Origin of the sequence: Actinobacillus porcinus (genome assembly GCF_901764995.1) — a bacterium.
Classification (GTDB): domain Bacteria; phylum Pseudomonadota; class Gammaproteobacteria; order Enterobacterales; family Pasteurellaceae; genus Exercitatus; species Exercitatus porcinus.
The window spans coordinates 98,747-116,986 of record NZ_CABFKI010000008.1; the positions used below are offsets into that span (position 1 = coordinate 98,747).

The following is an 18,240-nucleotide window of genomic DNA, read 5'->3' on the forward strand; positions in this document are numbered from 1 at the left end:
ATTAAAAAATACCCTGTATCAACGACAGGGTTATTTTTTATATTCGCATTCTAATTCCCATGCTGAATCATTTTTAGCAACGCATCAATATGCACCGAAAGCTCGGGATTGTAGCTTAAACAAGCCTGCGGATGTTCAATGCGGGCTTTTCCTTTTTGCCATAAATCAAGGGAATTTTTCACCGCACTTTCCAGGCTTTGGGGTTCATGGCGGTTGAAGGTGAAGCCGAAATTCCCTTGGAAGACTTCTAAACAGGCCATATTTTCTGAAAAAATAATCGGTGTGCCTGAAAGCACGGATTCCAAACCCACTAAACCAAAGGGTTCATAGCCGGATGCCATGATGGTGAAATCGGCGGCTTGGTAAAGTTCGGGCATATTTTGGCAGAAACCGAGGGAAATCACATTGTTACTCGGCTCTACAGGCGAGCCCGCCACCACCAATTTCACCGGTAAATCCGTGGCGTTGAAAAAGGCTTTTAAAATGTCATAGCCTTTGCGTTTATGGCCTGTTGACGGGAATAAATAAATGATTTCATTCTCGGCAAAACCCCATTTTTGGCGTAACGTTTGGCGCGCTTCCAGTGAAATAGGTTGAAACTTTTTCGTATCAACAGGGGGATAAAGCACGTGAATTTTATGTTCAGGCACGTTGTAGAAGTGCATTAATTCTTCTTTCATTAAACGTGAATGGGCAATCACTTGTTGACATTCATTCAATACCTTTTGCTCAAAAGGAATTTTAATAAAACGCTCGTAGAAATTGGGTTGGCGATTGAGAGATGCCAAGTAGCCTTTGTGGTTGCCGCCACAAATAAAGATATCGCAATACAGATAAAACAACGACAGGATTTTTTCGTCAGGACGGCGATTTTTGCGGACAAAAGAGGATAAAAAAGTGTGGCGTAATTTACGTGGCACAAAAGCGAGAGAATGTTTGATTAACTCAATAAATTGATTTTCAGGCAAGGATGCATCGGCTTTACAGGTATAAACGCGCGGTGTGATTTGTGCTTGGTGAAAGCCATTAATTAAATCCAAAATATAACGTTCCACGCCACCGCCTTGGCGCAACGCTAAGGTATTAATGCCTATTTTCATCTCTCTTTCCTTATGCTGGATAAAATAAACCCCCGCAACTGCAGGGGTTAAACCAAAACAAATTATTTTGTGCTTGGAATGCTGAAACGTTTGTTGAAACGTTCTACACGACCACCGGTATCAACAACACGTTGTTTACCGGTGTAGAATGGGTGGCAGTTGCCACATACGTCTAAGTTTAAGTCTTTACCTAAAGTAGAACGTGTTTTGATTACGTTACCGCAAGAACAAGTTGCAGTAATTTCTTTATATTCTGGGTGAATACCTTGTTTCATTGGAAAACCTCAAATTGAAGCCGTATCGCTATAAAATCAGCTAAATGCCATCTTACACCATACGAAGTTAATATTACACCGCGCGTGATTACGCACGGCAAGCGAAATAGGTTGCAAATTATACCGAAAATTTTTCTTTGTTCAAGTGGGTTTAATGGGTAAGATCGAAGAGAAATTTGCGGATCCGATCATAAATCGCAAAAATTTCACGTTTCACTTTGACATTGAGACTACGTTTCGAGTGATCCATTTGGATTTGGCTGACAAATTCACCTTGTGGACGCACAACATTCGGCAATACCGCGCAAAAATGAACCTTATTTTCCCAATATCGATCCATTGCAATATCCACGTTGTAAACCCATTCTGTCATTTGGTTCAAAAATTTTTTTGCGGCGGGTGGCGTGATAAAATAGCCCGTTAAATTCGCCCAACCTTTGTACACTTTGGAAATATGCAATGCCGTATTTGGGATTTGTAATAATGGGGTTGATTTGATATCGTTTCCTGCGGATCGATTGCTTAAGCGGAAAAATTCAAATTGATCCGCGACTTGTGGAATGAATTTAATTACATCATAAAATTTATCAAGCAATACGGCATCATCTTCAAGGACAACAATGGGTTCATTTAATTGAATACATTTTTCAAAAAGTAAATAATGGCTCGCAAAACAACCCAGTTGGGATAAAGACATCTCATTGCCTTTACGATTTTGACGTTTTTGGGCATTGTATTGACGAAAGAGTGGGTAATCCGGGTTTTCGTTCCCATTGATACCCGTGAAGAATTCATAATTGAAGTGAAAATCGGGATGTTGAGATTGCAATTCATCGAATTGCTGTTGCATAAATTGACGGCGATCAGTTGCTTTTTCTAAATTAATGATGAAAATCTTGATTGATTGATTGATTGATTGATTGATTGATTGATTGATTGTCATATATCCTCCGACAAAGTGCCGAAATAGTAAACATTTATTTAGGGAATTACAAATAAAAAATGAAATTTATCCGCATCGCCCTTGCCGTACCGCTTATGCGTTGTTTTGATTATCTGTTGCCTGATGATAAGGCTACGGCGATTGGCGCGCGCGTGCTTGTGCCATTTGGTACACAAAAACGTGTTGGGATTGTGGTGGACTTTCCTGAACAAAGTGATTTGCCGGCTGAAAAATTGAAGCCGATTATTGACGTATTGGATGAACAATCTGTGTTTAGCGAGCCATTATGGGCGTTATTGCATTGGGCGGCAAATTATTATCAAGCACCCTTGGGGGACGTGTTGCTTTCCGCGTTGCCGGTGAAATTGCGCAATGGCGAAAGTGCGGTGGAAAAAGCCAAAATTTACTGGAAATTAACCGCACTTGGTGAGAAAGCCTTGGTAAATGGCAACTTAAACAAAGCGAAAAAACAGCTTGCCGCGGCAGAAGCCTTAGCAAATATGCCCCTTGAAAAAGGGAATAATGAATTTGCGGCGGCCATTTGGTCGGCATTAAAAGAAAAACACTTTGTGGAAGAAGTTGAGCAGCCGGTTCAATCTATTTCTTGGCAAGTTCGTTTGCAAGGGCAAGAAATCGCAAAAGCGGAAAATCGTTTGACCTTGAATAAACAACAAGCGTTGGTATTAAGTCAGTTACTCTTCCAACAAGGTTTTGGGGCGTTTTTGCTTGAGGGGGTAACGGGTTCAGGTAAAACAGAAATTTATTTGCAACTGATTGAAGAAACGCTCAAAAAAGGTCAGCAAGTTTTAGTGTTAGTACCTGAAATTGGCTTAACACCACAAACAGTGCAACGGTTTCGTTCGCGCTTTCATGTGGACATTGATGTGTTACATTCTAATTTGAACGATACACAACGTCTTGAGGTGTGGCAACGGGCGCGTTCGGGGCAAAGTGCGGTGATAATTGGCACCAGATCGGCGATTTTCACCCCTTTTTCAGCCCTTGGCTTAATTGTGATTGATGAAGAACACGATGTTTCGTTTAAACAACAAGATGGCTGGCGTTATCATGCGCGTGATTTAGCGGTGGTGTATGCGAAGCAATTGAACATTCCCATTTTAATGGGATCGGCAACGCCAAGTTTAGAGAGCCTTAATAATGTTAAGTTGGGCAAATATCGCCATATCACCCTTTCGCAACGGGCGGGCAATGCGTTGGCTGTCCAAAGCCAACTGATTGATTTAAAACATCAACATCTGGTGAACGGATTGTCGGGCGCATTGCTGAAAAAAATGGATGAACATTTGCAAAAGGGCAATCAAGTGCTGTTGTTTCTCAACCGCCGCGGTTTTGCGCCCGTGTTGCTTTGTCACGAGTGCGGTTGGATTTCCACCTGTTCCCATTGTGATAAGCCACTCACCTATCATCAACATCAACGCGCCATGCGATGTCATCATTGCGGCACACAAAAAGCCATTCCGCGCCAATGTGGGGAATGTGGTTCAACCCATTTGGTGACAACCGGGTTGGGCACTGAGCAACTGGAAGAGACCTTAAAGGCGCGTTTTCCCCAGTACGGTATTACACGTATCGACCGCGATAGCACCGCTCGCAAGGGAAAATTAGAGCAACATTTAGCCGATATTCAACAGGGGAAAAGCCAAATTTTGATTGGGACGCAAATGTTGGCAAAAGGGCATCATTTTCCTGATGTGACATTGGTGGCGTTGATTAATGTGGATAGCAGTTTGTTCAGCGTGGATTTTCGTGCGGAAGAACGATTGGCACAGCTTTATGTGCAAGTGGCCGGGCGCGCGGGGCGTGCGGAAAAGCAAGGGGAAGTGGTGCTACAAACCCATTACCCCGAACATCCGTTGTTGCAACAATTGCTGACCAACGGCTACCCGGCTTTTGCGCAAGATGCTTTGCAAATGCGCCATGCGATGGGCTTACCGCCCTTTAGTGCGCAGGCGTTATTTAAAGCGCAAAGCCGTCAAAGTGCCCATGCGGAAACCTTGCTAAATGATATTGCCGCTTATTTTTACCAATGGAAACAGTCGAATAATCAACCGCACTTACAAATTCTTGGCGCAATGCCCGCGCCTTTTGCCAAAAAAGCGGATCAATTCCGTTGGCAATTATTATTGCAACATCCCTCTCGGGCGTGGTTACAAAAGGCGTTAACAGATTTCAACGGGCAATGGGAAGCGAAAACGAGCCAAGTGCGGTTAAATTTGGACGTGGATCCTCTGGATCTTTCCTAGCTTTGTAAAGTTAGGTAAAAAAACAGGCTAAGCACTAGCCAGTATTAGGATTATTGAGTAGAATTACCGCTATTTTTTATAGCAATTCAGTGAGATAGGATTATTGTGGCGCAGAGAGATTATGCCGCGCGTGGCGGTTCAAGAAAGAAAAAATCAAATGGAATGAGCAAATCGTTATTGTTAATGGTAGCGGCAATTGTCGTGGCGGGATTTGCTTTTGGGCTTTATTTGCTTAAAGAAAAATCACCGGAAGTGGCTGAAATGCAAGGGGAAGTGCAAGAAAAAGCTAAACCGAAAAGTCAGCTTCCAAGTCGCCCTGAAGAAACTTGGTCTTATATTAAAGAATTAGAAAGCCGAACGGTGCCAACAGACAGTACCGCTCTGGCAAAATCCGCTCAGCTCAATGAAAAACAAAAAGAAGAGCTTCGCCGTTTAGAAGAAGCGGAAAAGAAAGCGGCATTAGAGAAAGCGTTAAAAGCGGAAGAAGCCGCGAAAGCTGCGGCAGAATCCGCTGCAGCGAAAACTGAATCTGCCCCTAAAAACGAGAGTAACGTTAATGACGCGGTGCCAACTGCATCGGAAGAAGCGGCTCTAGCTGCAAAAGCTGCGGAAGAAAAGAAAGTGGCGGAACAACGTAAAAAAGCGGAATTAGCCAAACAAGAAGCCGCGAAAAAAGCTGAAGCCTTAAAAGCAGCTGAAAGCGCAAAAGTGGCTGAAGCAACAAAAACGACAGAATCCGCAAAATCAGAAGTTAAATCATCCTCTGCCGGAAAATTTGGGCTTCAATGCGGCGCCTTTAATGATCGCGCCAAAGCAGAAGCATTACAGGCAAAATTAGCCATGACGGGATTAAATGCACGCATTACCGAAAGCGGTAAGTGGAACCGCGTGTTAGTTGGCCCTATTGGCGACCGCCCTGCCACGGCGAATGTTCAAAAACAAGCCGCTTCCATCGCAAGTTGCGTGATTATCGGTATGTAATGACGAGGGCTGTTTATGGCGACATAAACAGCCCTTAGTTTTTGGGCTTTTGTACTTTTAGCTTCTATACGCTTTATCCATTGCCATAATCACTTCTCGCACGACCTTTTTGTGTTAAATAATCAACTGATGTAAACAAATCTTTACAATATCAAAAATATTTTACATTTTCCTCATTTTTTTGTGGAAAAAACGCTTTTTTCTATTACAATCGGGTTGTTCATTTTTATTGACAGGTGTTTATATGAAAAATAAAACATTAGGAAGTACCTTAATCGTTGCAGGAACAACGATTGGTGCGGGTATGCTTGCAATGCCGCTGACTTCAGCCGGGATTGGTTTTGGTTTTACCGTGGCGTTATTAGTCGCTTTATGGTTATTGTTGTGTTTTAGTGCGTTGTTGTTTGTGGAAGTTTATCAAACCGTAGAAAGTGATGCGGGGATTGGGACTTTAGCGGAAAAATATTACGGCACTTTTGGTCGTATTGTGTCGACCACCGTATTGATCGTTTTCTTATATGCGATTTTGTCCGCTTATGTTTCGGGCGGTAGTTCAATTTTAGCCGGTGTGTTGCCAACCATTGTGGATGCGGAAACCACGACCAAAATTGCCGGTGTGATTTTCACGGTGTTTTTTGGTTCCTTTATTGTTATCGGTACAACCAGCGTGGACGTAATTAATCGTATTTTGTTTACCACAAAAATCTTGGCGTTTGTGTTGGTATTGTTTTTGCTGTTGCCAAAAGTCTCTATTGATAATTTATTGGAAATGCCGATTAACAATGCGTTATTGATTTCGGCAAGCCCTGTGTTTTTCACGGCATTTGGTTTCCACGGTTCAATTCCAAGTTTAAATAAATATTTGGAAGGGAATGTGAAAGCATTACGCATTTCTATTTTAGTGGGAACTTCTATTCCGCTTATCGCCTATATTTTGTGGCAATTAGCTACTCACGGCGTATTAAGCCAAACGGAATTTTTGAAAATCTTAGAACAAGATCCAACCTTAAATGGTTTAGCCGAAGCGGTACGCCAAATTACGGGCAGCACGATGATTAGTGTCGTGGTAAAAATTTTCTCTGCTTTAGCTTTGGTCACCTCTTTCCTAGGTGTGGCATTGGGTTTATTTGAAGCATTAGAAGATTTGCTCAAACGTGTGAAAATCAATGCAGGGCGTAAAACATTAGGTTTATTAACCTTTATTCCGCCAATGCTTTTTGCATTCTTCTATCCAAAAGGATTTATTACCGCGTTAGGCTATGCAGGACAAATGTTTGCTTTCTATGCGATTGTATTACCGATTGCGATGGTTTGGAAATTACGTAGCCAATCACCTGATTTAGCTTATCGTGTGAAAGGCGGCAATGCTTCGCTGATTATTGCTTTGGCGATTGGCGTGTTTATTGTGGTTGTGCCGTTCTTAATTGAACAAGGCTGGTTACCGCAGGTTGTGGGTTAATGATTGCGGTTTCAAGCGGTGGAATTTTGGTAAAATTTGCAAAAATTTGACCGCTTGTATTGATGAACAATGTAGGGACGCCAAGCGTGGTATCCCTACGATTTTATTGAAAATTCCAACCGCACTTTATTGGTTATATAGGAGAAAAAATGAAGAATAAAATTTTAGGTAGTGCTTTAATGATTGCAGGCACCACCATTGGCGCCGGTATGCTTGCGATGCCGCTGACTTCAGCCGGTATGGGTTTTGGTATGACTTTGGTATTATTAGTGGGATTATGGCTATTACTCACTTACACAGGCTTGCTCTTTATGGAAGCCTATCAAACCGCTAAACGACCTGATGTCGGGGTTGCAAGCCTTGCAGAACAATACTTTGGAATGACAGGACGTGTCTTAGCCACCGTAAGTTTGCTTATCTTGTTATATGCCTTATTAGCCGCTTATATCACCGGCGGCGGTTCGTTAGTGTCAGGACTACTGCCTGAAGCGGAAGGGGATACCAATCTTAAAATCGGGATTTTATTATTTACCTTTATTTTAGGCACATTCGTTGTTGTGGGCATTAAAGGCGTAGATGGTTTAACCCGTTTACTCTTTATCGGTAAAATTATTGCTTTTGTTTTTGTCTTACTGATGATGTTGCCAAAAGCAAAATTAGAAAATTTAACTGCCGTGCCATTAGATAATTTACTCGTGATTTCAGCCGTGCCGATTTTCTTCACATCATTTGGTTTCCACGTGATTATGGGCAGTATTAACAGCTATCTTGAAGCGGATATTCGTAAAATTCGTGTCGCGATTTTAATTGGTACCTTGATCCCACTTTCAGCCTATTTATTATGGCAATTGGCAACCCACGGTGTATTAAGTCAAAATGAATTTGTTACCTTACTAAACCAAGATCCAACCTTAAACGGCTTAGTAAAAGCGACAAGCCAAATTACAGGCAGCGCAATCTTAGGCGAAATGGTGCGAATTTTCTCCGCACTTGCGTTAATTACCTCTTTCCTTGGCGTTGCGATGGGCATTTTTGAAGGGGTTAGCGATTTACTAAAACGAGTAAGATTACCGCACAACCGCTTTATGCTTACGCCATTAACCTTTATTCCGCCACTTGCCTTTGCTTTATTCTATCCAAACGGCTTTATTGCGGCATTAGGTTACGCCGGTTTACTCTTTGCCTTCTATGGATTGATTTTACCGATCGGCTTAGCGTGGAGAACGCGTCAGCTACACCCTAACTTGCCTTATCGCGTCGCAGGTGGAAATATCGGCTTAGCCTTAGCTTTGATTATGGGGATTATCATTATTGTTATCCCATTCTTAATGCAGGCTGGGGTTTTGCCGAGTGTTGCGGGTTAATATAAAAAAGTCGGGGTTGTCCCGACTTTTATTTTATGCGCGGTAATTAAAGACTTGCCAATACGTTAGTCAACAATTGCCAATAGGTTTGCACCGCCGGAATATGAACTTTTTCATCCGGCGAATGTGCGTTGCGAATTGTTGGGCCGATGGAAACAACGTCTAAATTTGGATAGATTTTTTTCAATAAACCACATTCCAATCCCGCGTGAATCACTTTAATTTCAGGTTCATGACCTAAAATTTCTGTATAGTGTTTTTTCGTTAGGGTGACAATTTCTGTATTTGGTTGTGGTGCCCAGCCCGGGTAATAACCATAATATTTCACGTTACCCCCACTTTTTTGTAGAAGATCGGTTAACTCCGCTTTCACTTCATCGGTACCGCCTTCAATTAACGAACGCAATAAAATGGTACCTTTGATTTCATCATCAACAGTTTTTAACACCCCGATACTTAAAGAGGTTTCCACCACGCCTTCAACGGATTGGCTCATTGCCTGCACGCCGTTTGGTAACGCACTTAAAATATGTGCAATGGTTTGCGTGGTAGGAATATCAAAGGTTTCTTCAGGTAAGGCTTGTGCTGTCACAATAATCTCAGCATTCGGATCTTCAGGTAACCCTTGTTGAAGCACGTCTTTGAATTTTTCCACCACCATCGTCAATAAGGTAGCGTCATCCAACGCCAACGTTAAAAAGGCTTCGCGTGGAATGGCATTACGCACCGAGCCGCCGCGTATATCCACAATGGCAAAATCTTCGGTAACATAACGAAGTGCGGTCAAAAATACGCCCAATAATTTAATGGCATTGCCGCGTTGCGTGTGAATATCACACCCTGAGTGACCGCCGCTTAACCCTTTGATCGCAATGTGAAAACAATGTGGGAATTTATTCGGTTGACGATGAACCGGCAAACTTAAATCTGCGTTTTCACCACCGGCACAGCCAATATAAATTTCACCATTTTCTTCTGTGTCCGTGTTGATCATTAAATTGGATTTTAACCAATTGGCACGTAAGCCCAACGCGCCTTCCATTCCCGCTTCTTCCGTCATTGTGAGCAACACTTCCAGTTCAGGATGGGCAATATCATCGCTATCCAAAACCGCTAAAGCGGAAGCCATACCAATACCATTATCTGCGCCCAAAGTGGTGCCTGTTGCTGTTACCCATTCGCCTTGAATACGTGGCAAAATCGGATCGGTGAGAAAATCGTGCTGTGTGCTTTCATTGGCTTGCGGCACCATATCTAAATGCGCTTGCAAGGCAACAGAAGGGCGATTTTCCATTCCCGGCGTGGCGGGTTTACGAATTAACACATTGCCCACGTCATCACGTTCCACAAAGAAACCTTTACTTTTTGCCCAGTTCACAATGAATTCCGCTAAGGCATTTTCGTGATAAGACGGATGTGGAATGGCACAAATTTGATCAAACCAATGCCATAATTGGGCAGGTTGTAATGATTGAATTGCTGACATAATGAATTCTCCTTAAAAAATATTGATTTTTTTACCGCACTTTTCTTAAAAGAATAGCATAAAAACGCGTTTCGGGTTATCCTTAGCCAATTTTTTTAAACCAATTAAAAGGGAAACAATTATGAGCGAAAAATATATTGTCACTTGGGATATGTTCCAAATGCATTCACGTAAACTTGCAGAGCGTTTATTGCCGGCATCACAATGGAAAGGCATTATCGCGGTAAGTCGTGGTGGTTTATTCCCGGCAGCAGTATTATCGCGCGAATTAGGCATTCGTCACGTTGAAACCGTGTGTATCGCGAGCTACGATCATGATCAACAAGGCGAATTACGTGTATTACATGCCGCAGACACTGATGGCGAAGGGTTTATTGTTGTGGATGACTTGGTGGATACAGGCAACACAGCCAGAGAAATCCGTAAAATGTATCCAAAAGCAAAATTTGTCACCGTGTTTGCTAAACCAGCCGGTGCAGAGCTTGTGGATGATTATGTGGTCGATATTCCACAAAATACTTGGATTGAGCAACCTTGGGATTTAGGTTTAACTTTCGTTCCGCCGATTGCGCGTAAATAAAACACCCCAAAACACGAGATTTTCTCGTGTTTTTTTGGCGAGATTTTCATTATATGCTTGAATATATTACCCTATCCAATACGGAACTCAGCGCCATTTATTTAAGCCTAAAAGTGGCGTTTTGGGCGATTGTTTGTAGCTTGCCTTTTGCCATTGCTATAGCCTGGTTACTGGCGCGCCGTGATTTTTGGGGTAAATCTATTTTAAATAGCCTTATTCATTTACCCCTTGTGTTACCACCTGTGGTCATTGGCTATCTTTTGTTAGTGGCAATGGGACGCAATGGGCTAATTGGCAAATATTTGCTGGATTGGTTTGGCTTTAGTTTTGCCTTTAGTTGGCACGGCGCGGCACTGGCATCCGCGGTGGTCACCTTTCCACTGATGGTACGTTCAATCCGTCTTGCCATTGAATGCGTGGACATCAAGTTGGAACAAGCGGCTCGAACCCTTGGGGCTTCGCCATTCCGCACCTTTTTTACCGTTACGCTACCCCTTTCCAGCACGGGGATTTTGGCCGGCGTGATTTTAGGTTTTGCTCGTTCGCTGGGTGAATTTGGCGCAACGATCACCTTTGCGTCAAATATCCCCGATGTCACACGCACCATTCCCCTTGCCATGTATTCTTTTATCGAAACGCCAGGGGCGGAAGGTGCGGCGGCGCGTTTATGTATTATTGCCATCATTATTTCCTTAATTTCGCTGCTGATTTCCGAATGGTTAGCCAAAGGTGCGCAGCAAAATCTCAATCACAAGGGATAACCCATGCTTGAAATTAATCTCAAAAAAGTATTAGGCGACTTAGCGTTGGTGGCGGATTTACATATTCCCACCCGCGGTGTAACGGCAATTTTTGGGCTATCCGGCGCAGGAAAATCATCGCTCATTAATTTGGTGAGCGGCTTATCTCATCCCGATAAAGGCTATATTCGATTAAACGGCAAAACACTCGTGGACACGGAACAACACATTTGTCTCGCTCCCGAAAAACGCCATATTGGCTATGTGTTTCAAGACGCGCGCTTGTTTCCCCATTATTCCGTGAAAGGCAATTTGCTGTATGGGGTAAAAGATAAAAGTGCGGTGGATTTTGACGGTATTTTGCGCCTATTGGGTATTGAACATTTATTAAAACGTTACCCTTTTTCCCTTTCAGGCGGCGAAAAACAACGGGTTGCCATCGGGCGTGCGCTACTGTCTAATCCTGATATTTTGCTCATGGACGAACCCCTTTCTGCCTTAGATTTGCCACGTAAACGGGAATTACTGGCCTATTTAGAAACCTTGTCTCGAAAAATTGAAATTCCGATTTTATATGTCACGCATAGCTTAGATGAATTAACCGCATTAGCTGAACGTATGGTGTTAATGGATAATGGTAAAGTGGTGGCTTATGACAACGTTCAAGCAGTTATCCATTCCCCTGCATTTGCGAAATGGAAACAAAACTAAATTTGCGCTAAACTGACCGCACTTTTCCCAAATAATAACATTATGATGAAATTACAAAATCATTTATTGATCGCCATGCCAAATATGGGGGACGATTATTTTCAGCGCAGCGTCATTTATCTTTGCGAACACAGCGACAAAGGCACCATGGGCTTAGTGCTAAACCAACCTACGGATTTAAGCATTGCGGAGTTGGTGGCAAAACTGCATTTTATGATGAGTTCCGACCGCACTTTTCCTGATAAATGCGTCTTGGCCGGCGGGCCGGTTAACGGTGAGCATGGCTTTATTTTGCATACCCCAACGGATCACCCGTTTCAGCACAGCTTTAAGATTACTGATCGCATTATTCTGACTACATCTGCAGATATTATCGATACTTTCGGCACACCCCATGCGCCGGAGAAATATCTCGTTGCGCTGGGCTGTGCCGCTTGGACGCCGAACCAACTTGAGCGCGAAATTGCAGAAAATTCTTGGTTAGTGATGCCTGCCGATGAGCGCATTATGTTTGAGACCCCTTATGAAGAACGCTGGATTGAAGCACAAAAAGTGCTTGGTTTTGATAGCTACAATCTCGCCAGCCAGGCAGGACATTGCTAATGGGAAAAACAGTGATCGCCTTTGACTTTGGCACAAAAAGTATTGGCTGCGCAGTCGGACAAAGTATTACAGGCACTGCGCAAGCCTTGCCCGCTTTCAAAGCACAAGACGGTATTCCTAACTGGGATGCCATTGAGAAATGCCTGAAAGAATGGAAACCTGATTTTGTGGTTGTTGGCTTACCTTTAAATATGGATGGAACAGAACAGGATCTTACCCACCGCGCACGCAAATTTGGCAACCGTTTAAACGCCCGTTTTGGTGTCAACGTACAATGGCAAGACGAACGTCTCACCACCACACAAGCACGTACCGAAATTTTTGAACGCGGCGGCTTTCGTGCTTTGAAAAAAGGCAAAGTGGATGGTATTTCGGCTTGCTTGATTTTAGAGAGTTGGTTTGAAAATAATTTGTAGGCTGTTAGATTAACACTCAGTAAGAGCTAACATTCTATAAATATGGATGTTAGCTCTGCTTTTGATTTAACGTTATCTTACGGTCTATCTGCAAGCTGATTCAGTAAGGCTTGTGGCTTAATTGAGCGCATTCCCTTTTCCGCTAATATCCGATTTAATTGATCGAATGCCGTTTTTCGTTCTTCTAGCGAAAGCACATTAACATGCTTATTTGCTAACGCAGCAAGAATTGCCCAAAACCAAGCAATATTAATATCTTTGCCTGACTGTTTTAATTGAATAAATGCATTAATAGCACCACAAGCTTTTAGTTCGGCAACATTATTGATCCCAATTTTAGCTAAAGCGCGTTCATGTTTGACACTCAGGTTAGGGAGTTCACGGATGGTACTTTTTTTGGCTAATTCGGCGTTAATCTTTTTCGCTTTGATTTGTTCTATCGACAATAAGATAAATTTTTTGAGAATCGCTGGATTTTGGTAAATCGTTTCAGGTAATCGATAATAAGTAGAACCTGTTACTATGTGTTTTCTTGGTGCATAGTTCCAAGGAATAGCCCCATTTTTTATAAGAAGCTCAGCCAGTTTTCCTTCTGCTTTGAGATGGAAAGCGCGATTGACATAAATTCCAAACATGAGATTATCGTAAAATACGCCATTACCAATGAATAGCGGTTTAATCACGATTTCTTTGTTAAGAAGATCACTCATAAAATGACGGACTTCGTCTGCACTATCTTTCAAGAATTGCATAATACACCTCATCATGCTGTAAAGGGTTTTCAATTAAAATTACTATGCCAATTTCCCATAATTAAACAAGTTTTGCGTTCTTGTTTTGGAATTAAGATCACAAAATTGACATGATTGCCGTTATTTAGTCTTGATGAACTGACGGATAAGGCACTTCTTTATTTATCGAAATTTCTTTTTCTAAGCAATGAATTTTAAATTTATTTACACATTATTTGATTTAAATTCAATAAGTTGCAGATAGTGCCCGCAGGGCTTGATAAGTCATTTAAGATGTAAAATTTATCTTTTTTTCTATGGAAGGCATTAGTGACATTAAACTTGACAGTAGGATTGTTTGTGATTAAAATTTAGCGTCTATTTCTTTATGAAGTAGATTTTTAACTATCATTCTTTTAGAATTTTATTAACTGGAGCTTAATTAATGGCAACTATCAACCAATTAGTACGCAAACCGCGTGTGAAAAAGGTTGTAAAAAGCAACGTTCCTGCATTAGAGGCTTGCCCGCAGAAACGTGGCGTGTGTACTCGTGTGTACACTACAACTCCTAAAAAACCGAACTCAGCATTACGTAAAGTATGCCGTATTCGTTTAACAAACGGTTATGAAGTAACTTCATACATCGGTGGTGAAGGTCACAACCTTCAAGAGCATAGCGTGGTATTAATCCGTGGTGGTCGTGTTAAAGACTTACCGGGTGTGCGTTATCACACTATTCGCGGCGCATTAGACTGTGCTGGCGTTAAAGATCGTAAACAAGGTCGTTCTAAATACGGCGTTAAACGTCCTAAAGCTTAATGGTTCTCCGTTAAGTAAGGCCAAACGTCTAAATTATTAATATTTAAACCATAAACTCCAGTATCAATTTGACCCACAGCATTAAAGTGCGGTCAGTTTTTAATGAGTTTTGGATTATCCTGAATATATATCGGAGAAACTTACAATGCCACGTCGTCGTCGTATTGAACCACGCAAAATTCTTCCAGATCCGAAGTTCGGTTCAGAATTACTTGCAAAATTCATCAACGTTTTAATGGTTGATGGTAAAAAATCAATTGCAGAATCAATTGTTTATAATGCATTAGAAACTTTAGCTCAACGTACCGGTAAAGATGCGTTAGAAGCATTTGAAGTTGCATTAGAAAACGTACGTCCAACCGTTGAGGTTAAATCTCGCCGTGTTGGTGGTTCTACATACCAAGTACCGGTTGAAGTTCGCCCAACTCGCCGTAACGCATTAGGTATGCGTTGGATTGTTGAAGCAGCTCGTAAACGTGGTGACAAATCAATGGCTTTACGTTTAGCAAACGAATTATCTGATGCAGCGGAAAATAAAGGTGCAGCAGTGAAAAAACGTGAAGATGTTCACCGTATGGCTGAAGCAAACAAAGCGTTTGCTCACTTCCGTTGGTAATCGGTTAACAATATTACTTCAGGGCTTCATCTCAATCATTGTGATGAAGCCTTACCCTTATAAAGAATTTCAATATTAAACCCAAACAAGGTAATAATAATGGCTCGTACAACCCCTATTTCACTTTACCGTAACATCGGTATCAGTGCGCATATCGATGCGGGTAAAACCACAACGACTGAGCGTATCTTGTTCTACACTGGTGTAAGTCACAAAATCGGTGAAGTGCACGATGGTGCAGCAACAATGGACTGGATGGAACAAGAGCAAGAGCGTGGTATTACAATCACCTCTGCGGCAACAACTGCATTCTGGTCTGGTATGTCACAACAATACCCACAACACCGTATCAACGTTATCGATACTCCGGGACACGTGGACTTCACAATCGAAGTAGAACGTTCAATGCGTGTTCTTGATGGTGCGGTAATGGTTTACTGTGCGGTTGGTGGCGTTCAACCACAATCAGAAACAGTATGGCGTCAAGCGAACAAATATCATGTTCCACGTATCGCGTTCGTAAACAAAATGGACCGTACAGGTGCTAACTTCTTACGTGTTGTTGAACAAATCAAAACCCGTTTAGGTGCAAATGCTGTTCCTTTACAACTTCCTATCGGCGCAGAAGATAGCTTCACCGGTGTGGTTGACTTGTTAAAAATGAAAGCAATCAACTGGAACGAAGCTGACCAAGGTATGACATTCACATACGAAGATATTCCTGCAGATATGCAAGATGCTTGTGAAGAATGGCATCAAAACCTTGTTGAAGCAGCTGCAGAATCTTCAGAAGAGTTAATGGAAAAATACCTAGGTGGTGAAGAATTAACTGAAGAAGAAATCAAAGCAGGTCTTCGTCAACGCGTATTAGCAACTGAGATCATCTTAGTAACTTGTGGTTCTGCGTTTAAAAACAAAGGTGTTCAAGCAATGCTTGACGCAGTAATCGATTATTTACCGGCACCTACAGATATTCCTGCGATTAAAGGTATTAATCCGGATGAAACTGAAGGTGAGCGTCATGCAAGCGATGATGAGCCATTCTCAGCATTAGCATTCAAAATTGCAACTGACCCATTCGTTGGTAACTTAACATTCTTCCGTGTGTACTCAGGTTTCATTGAATCCGGTGCAACCGTATTGAACTCTGTAAAAGATAAACGTGAACGTTTTGGTCGTATCGTACAGATGCACGCAAACAAACGTGAAGAAATCAAAGAAGTTCGTGCAGGTGATATCGCAGCGGCAATCGGCTTAAAAGATGTTGGTACAGGTGACACATTATGTGCGATCGATGCGCCAATCATCCTTGAGCGTATGGAATTCCCGGATCCGGTAATTTCTGTTGCGGTTGAACCAAAAACTAAAGCTGACCAAGAAAAAATGGGTCTTGCATTAGGTCGTTTAGCACAAGAAGACCCTTCATTCCGTGTTCACACTGATGAAGAATCTGGCGAAACCATTATTTCCGGTATGGGTGAGTTACACTTAGATATTATCGTTGACCGTATGCGCCGTGAATTCAAAGTTGAAGCGAATATCGGTAAACCACAAGTATCTTACCGTGAAACAATCCGTACTCGTGTTAACGATGTTGAAGGTAAACACGCAAAACAATCTGGTGGTCGCGGTCAATACGGTCATGTTGTAATCGACTTATATCCATTAGATCCGGAAGGCCCAGGTTACGAATTTGTTAACGAAATCAAAGGTGGTGTAATTCCTGGTGAATTTATCCCGGCTGTTGATAAAGGTATCCAAGAACAACTTAAATCTGGTCCATTAGCAGGTTACCCTGTAGTTGATGTCGGTGTTCGTTTACACTTCGGTTCATACCATGATGTGGACTCATCTGAGTTAGCGTTTAAACTTGCAGCATCAATCGCATTTAAAGCCGCGTTCGCAAAAGCTAACCCGGTATTACTTGAGCCAATCATGAAAGTGGAAGTTGAAACTCCACCTGAGTATGTTGGTGACGTAATTGGTGACTTGAGCCGCCGCCGTGCGATGGTTAACGGTCAAGAAGCGAATGAATTCGTTGTTAAAATCAATGCTGAAGTTCCATTAGCAGAAATGTTCGGTTATGCAACTGACTTACGTTCACAAACTCAAGGTCGTGCATCATACTCAATGGAACCATTGAAATATGCTGAAGCACCGAAAAACGTTGCAGATGCAGTTATCGAAGCGCGTAAAAAATAATTTTACTTAACTAAATCCCCCCAATTTGCACCGCACTTTGGGGGCTCACAAAAGGAAACTGAAAAGTGTCTAAAGAAAAATTTGAACGTACAAAACCGCACGTAAACGTGGGTACAATCGGCCACGTTGACCACGGTAAAACAACTTTAACAGCAGCGATCACCACTGTATTATCAAAACACTTTGGTGGTGCAGCTCGTGCATTCGACCAAATCGATAACGCGCCGGAAGAAAAAGCGCGTGGTATCACCATCAACACATCACACGTTGAATACGATACAGCAACACGTCACTACGCACACGTTGACTGCCCGGGACACGCGGACTATGTTAAAAACATGATCACCGGTGCGGCACAAATGGACGGTGCTATCTTAGTAGTAGCAGCGACAGACGGCCCAATGCCACAAACTCGTGAGCACATCTTATTAGGTCGCCAAGTAGGTGTACCATACATCATCGTATTCTTAAACAAATGCGACATGGTAGATGACGAAGAGTTATTAGAATTAGTGGAAATGGAAGTACGTGAATTATTATCACAATACGACTTCCCGGGCGATGACACACCAATCGTACGTGGTTCAGCGTTACAAGCGTTAAACGGCGTAGCAGAGTGGGAGGAAAAAATCCTTGAATTAGCGAACCACTTAGATACTTACATTCCTGAACCGGAGCGTGCGATTGACCAACCGTTCTTATTACCAATCGAAGACGTGTTCTCAATTTCAGGTCGTGGTACAGTAGTAACAGGTCGTGTAGAACGTGGTATCATCCGCACAGGTGACGAAGTTGAAATCGTAGGTATCAAAGAAACTGCGAAAACAACGGTAACAGGTGTAGAAATGTTCCGTAAATTGTTAGACGAAGGTCGTGCAGGTGAGAACATCGGTGCATTATTACGTGGTACAAAACGTGAAGAAATCGAACGTGGTCAAGTATTAGCGAA

At 42.4% G+C, this 18,240-nt stretch carries 17 protein-coding genes and 1 pseudogene; 13 read left to right on the forward strand and 5 right to left on the reverse strand.

The features are described from left to right. Positions 1-50: 50 nt before the first annotated feature. The 3 genes from E7T07_RS07405 to E7T07_RS07415 form a co-directional block, all read right to left on the reverse strand. The gene (locus E7T07_RS07405; protein ID WP_135710356.1) at positions 51-1,100 is read right to left on the reverse strand and encodes a glycosyltransferase; all 1,050 of its coding nucleotides are present in this window, start codon (positions 1,098-1,100) and stop codon (positions 51-53) included. A 62-nt stretch (positions 1,101-1,162) separates the two neighbouring features. Beyond that, positions 1,163-1,375, reverse strand: coding sequence for a 50S ribosomal protein L31 (gene rpmE / locus E7T07_RS07410; protein WP_115636995.1), 213 nt, complete (start codon positions 1,373-1,375; stop codon positions 1,163-1,165). A gap of 151 nt (positions 1,376-1,526) precedes the next feature. Then, the gene (locus E7T07_RS07415) at positions 1,527-2,318 is read right to left on the reverse strand and encodes a glycosyltransferase family 25 protein (protein WP_135710359.1); all 792 of its coding nucleotides are present in this window, start codon (positions 2,316-2,318) and stop codon (positions 1,527-1,529) included. Between the two features lie 59 nt (positions 2,319-2,377). Between E7T07_RS07415 and priA the strand changes: the two genes are divergently transcribed. From priA to E7T07_RS07435, 4 genes are all read left to right on the forward strand, one after another. Beyond that, positions 2,378-4,582, forward strand: a complete 2,205-nt coding sequence (gene priA, locus E7T07_RS07420) for a primosomal protein N' (RefSeq protein WP_135710362.1) — start codon at positions 2,378-2,380, stop codon at positions 4,580-4,582. A 105-nt stretch (positions 4,583-4,687) separates the two neighbouring features. Then, positions 4,688-5,563 (forward strand): cell division protein FtsN, encoded by an 876-nt coding sequence (gene ftsN, locus E7T07_RS07425; RefSeq protein WP_135710364.1) that lies wholly within the window; start codon positions 4,688-4,690, stop codon positions 5,561-5,563. A gap of 244 nt (positions 5,564-5,807) precedes the next feature. Next, positions 5,808-7,022, forward strand: a complete 1,215-nt coding sequence (locus E7T07_RS07430; protein ID WP_135710367.1) for an aromatic amino acid transport family protein — start codon at positions 5,808-5,810, stop codon at positions 7,020-7,022. 149 nt (positions 7,023-7,171) lie between these two features. After that, a complete protein-coding gene (locus E7T07_RS07435; protein WP_135710369.1) occupies positions 7,172-8,386 on the forward strand; it encodes an aromatic amino acid transport family protein in 1,215 nt (404 codons plus the stop codon). Between the two features lie 46 nt (positions 8,387-8,432). Here E7T07_RS07435 and E7T07_RS07440 read toward each other — a convergent pair whose 3' ends face one another. Further along, complete coding sequence (locus tag E7T07_RS07440) at positions 8,433-9,872, reverse strand: aminoacyl-histidine dipeptidase (protein ID WP_135710372.1); 1,440 nt, start codon at positions 9,870-9,872, stop codon at positions 8,433-8,435. 121 nt (positions 9,873-9,993) lie between these two features. On the opposite strand from E7T07_RS07440, the gene gpt reads away from it, so the two are divergent. The 5 genes and pseudogenes from gpt (at position 9,994) to ruvX (ending at position 12,922) form a co-directional block, all read left to right on the forward strand. After that, positions 9,994-10,452, forward strand: a complete 459-nt coding sequence (gene gpt / locus E7T07_RS07445) for a xanthine phosphoribosyltransferase (protein ID WP_135710375.1) — start codon at positions 9,994-9,996, stop codon at positions 10,450-10,452. 53 nt (positions 10,453-10,505) lie between these two features. Then, positions 10,506-11,213, forward strand: a complete 708-nt coding sequence (gene modB, locus E7T07_RS07450) for a molybdate ABC transporter permease subunit (protein WP_135710379.1) — start codon at positions 10,506-10,508, stop codon at positions 11,211-11,213. Between the two features lie 3 nt (positions 11,214-11,216). After that, positions 11,217-11,894 (forward strand): annotated as a pseudogene (modC, locus tag E7T07_RS07455) (molybdenum ABC transporter ATP-binding protein); the annotation flags it as partial. A 54-nt stretch (positions 11,895-11,948) separates the two neighbouring features. Continuing rightward, positions 11,949-12,506 carry a YqgE/AlgH family protein gene (locus E7T07_RS07460; protein WP_135710411.1) on the forward strand — a complete coding sequence of 186 codons (558 nt, stop codon included), beginning with the start codon at positions 11,949-11,951 and terminating at the stop codon, positions 12,504-12,506. After that, a complete protein-coding gene (ruvX, locus tag E7T07_RS07465; protein WP_135710385.1) occupies positions 12,506-12,922 on the forward strand; it encodes a Holliday junction resolvase RuvX in 417 nt (138 codons plus the stop codon). The genes E7T07_RS07460 and ruvX overlap by 1 nt, the downstream gene beginning before the upstream one ends. A gap of 77 nt (positions 12,923-12,999) precedes the next feature. Here ruvX and E7T07_RS07470 read toward each other — a convergent pair whose 3' ends face one another. Continuing rightward, on the reverse strand, positions 13,000-13,674 hold the full coding sequence (locus E7T07_RS07470) for a TfoX/Sxy family DNA transformation protein (RefSeq protein WP_167874944.1): 675 nt from the start codon (positions 13,672-13,674) through the stop codon (positions 13,000-13,002). 424 nt (positions 13,675-14,098) lie between these two features. Here E7T07_RS07470 and rpsL point away from each other — a divergent pair, with 424 nt between their 5' ends. The 4 genes from rpsL to tuf all read left to right on the forward strand — a co-directional run. Beyond that, positions 14,099-14,473 (forward strand): 30S ribosomal protein S12, encoded by a 375-nt coding sequence (gene rpsL, locus E7T07_RS07475; protein ID WP_135710395.1) that lies wholly within the window; start codon positions 14,099-14,101, stop codon positions 14,471-14,473. A gap of 145 nt (positions 14,474-14,618) precedes the next feature. Then, positions 14,619-15,089, forward strand: a complete 471-nt coding sequence (gene rpsG, locus E7T07_RS07480) for a 30S ribosomal protein S7 (protein WP_135710398.1) — start codon at positions 14,619-14,621, stop codon at positions 15,087-15,089. A gap of 99 nt (positions 15,090-15,188) precedes the next feature. After that, a complete protein-coding gene (fusA, locus tag E7T07_RS07485; RefSeq protein WP_135710400.1) occupies positions 15,189-17,291 on the forward strand; it encodes an elongation factor G in 2,103 nt (700 codons plus the stop codon). 65 nt (positions 17,292-17,356) lie between these two features. Beyond that, a partial coding sequence (gene tuf, locus E7T07_RS07490; protein WP_135710403.1) for an elongation factor Tu occupies positions 17,357-18,240 on the forward strand: 884 nt, incomplete at its 3' end.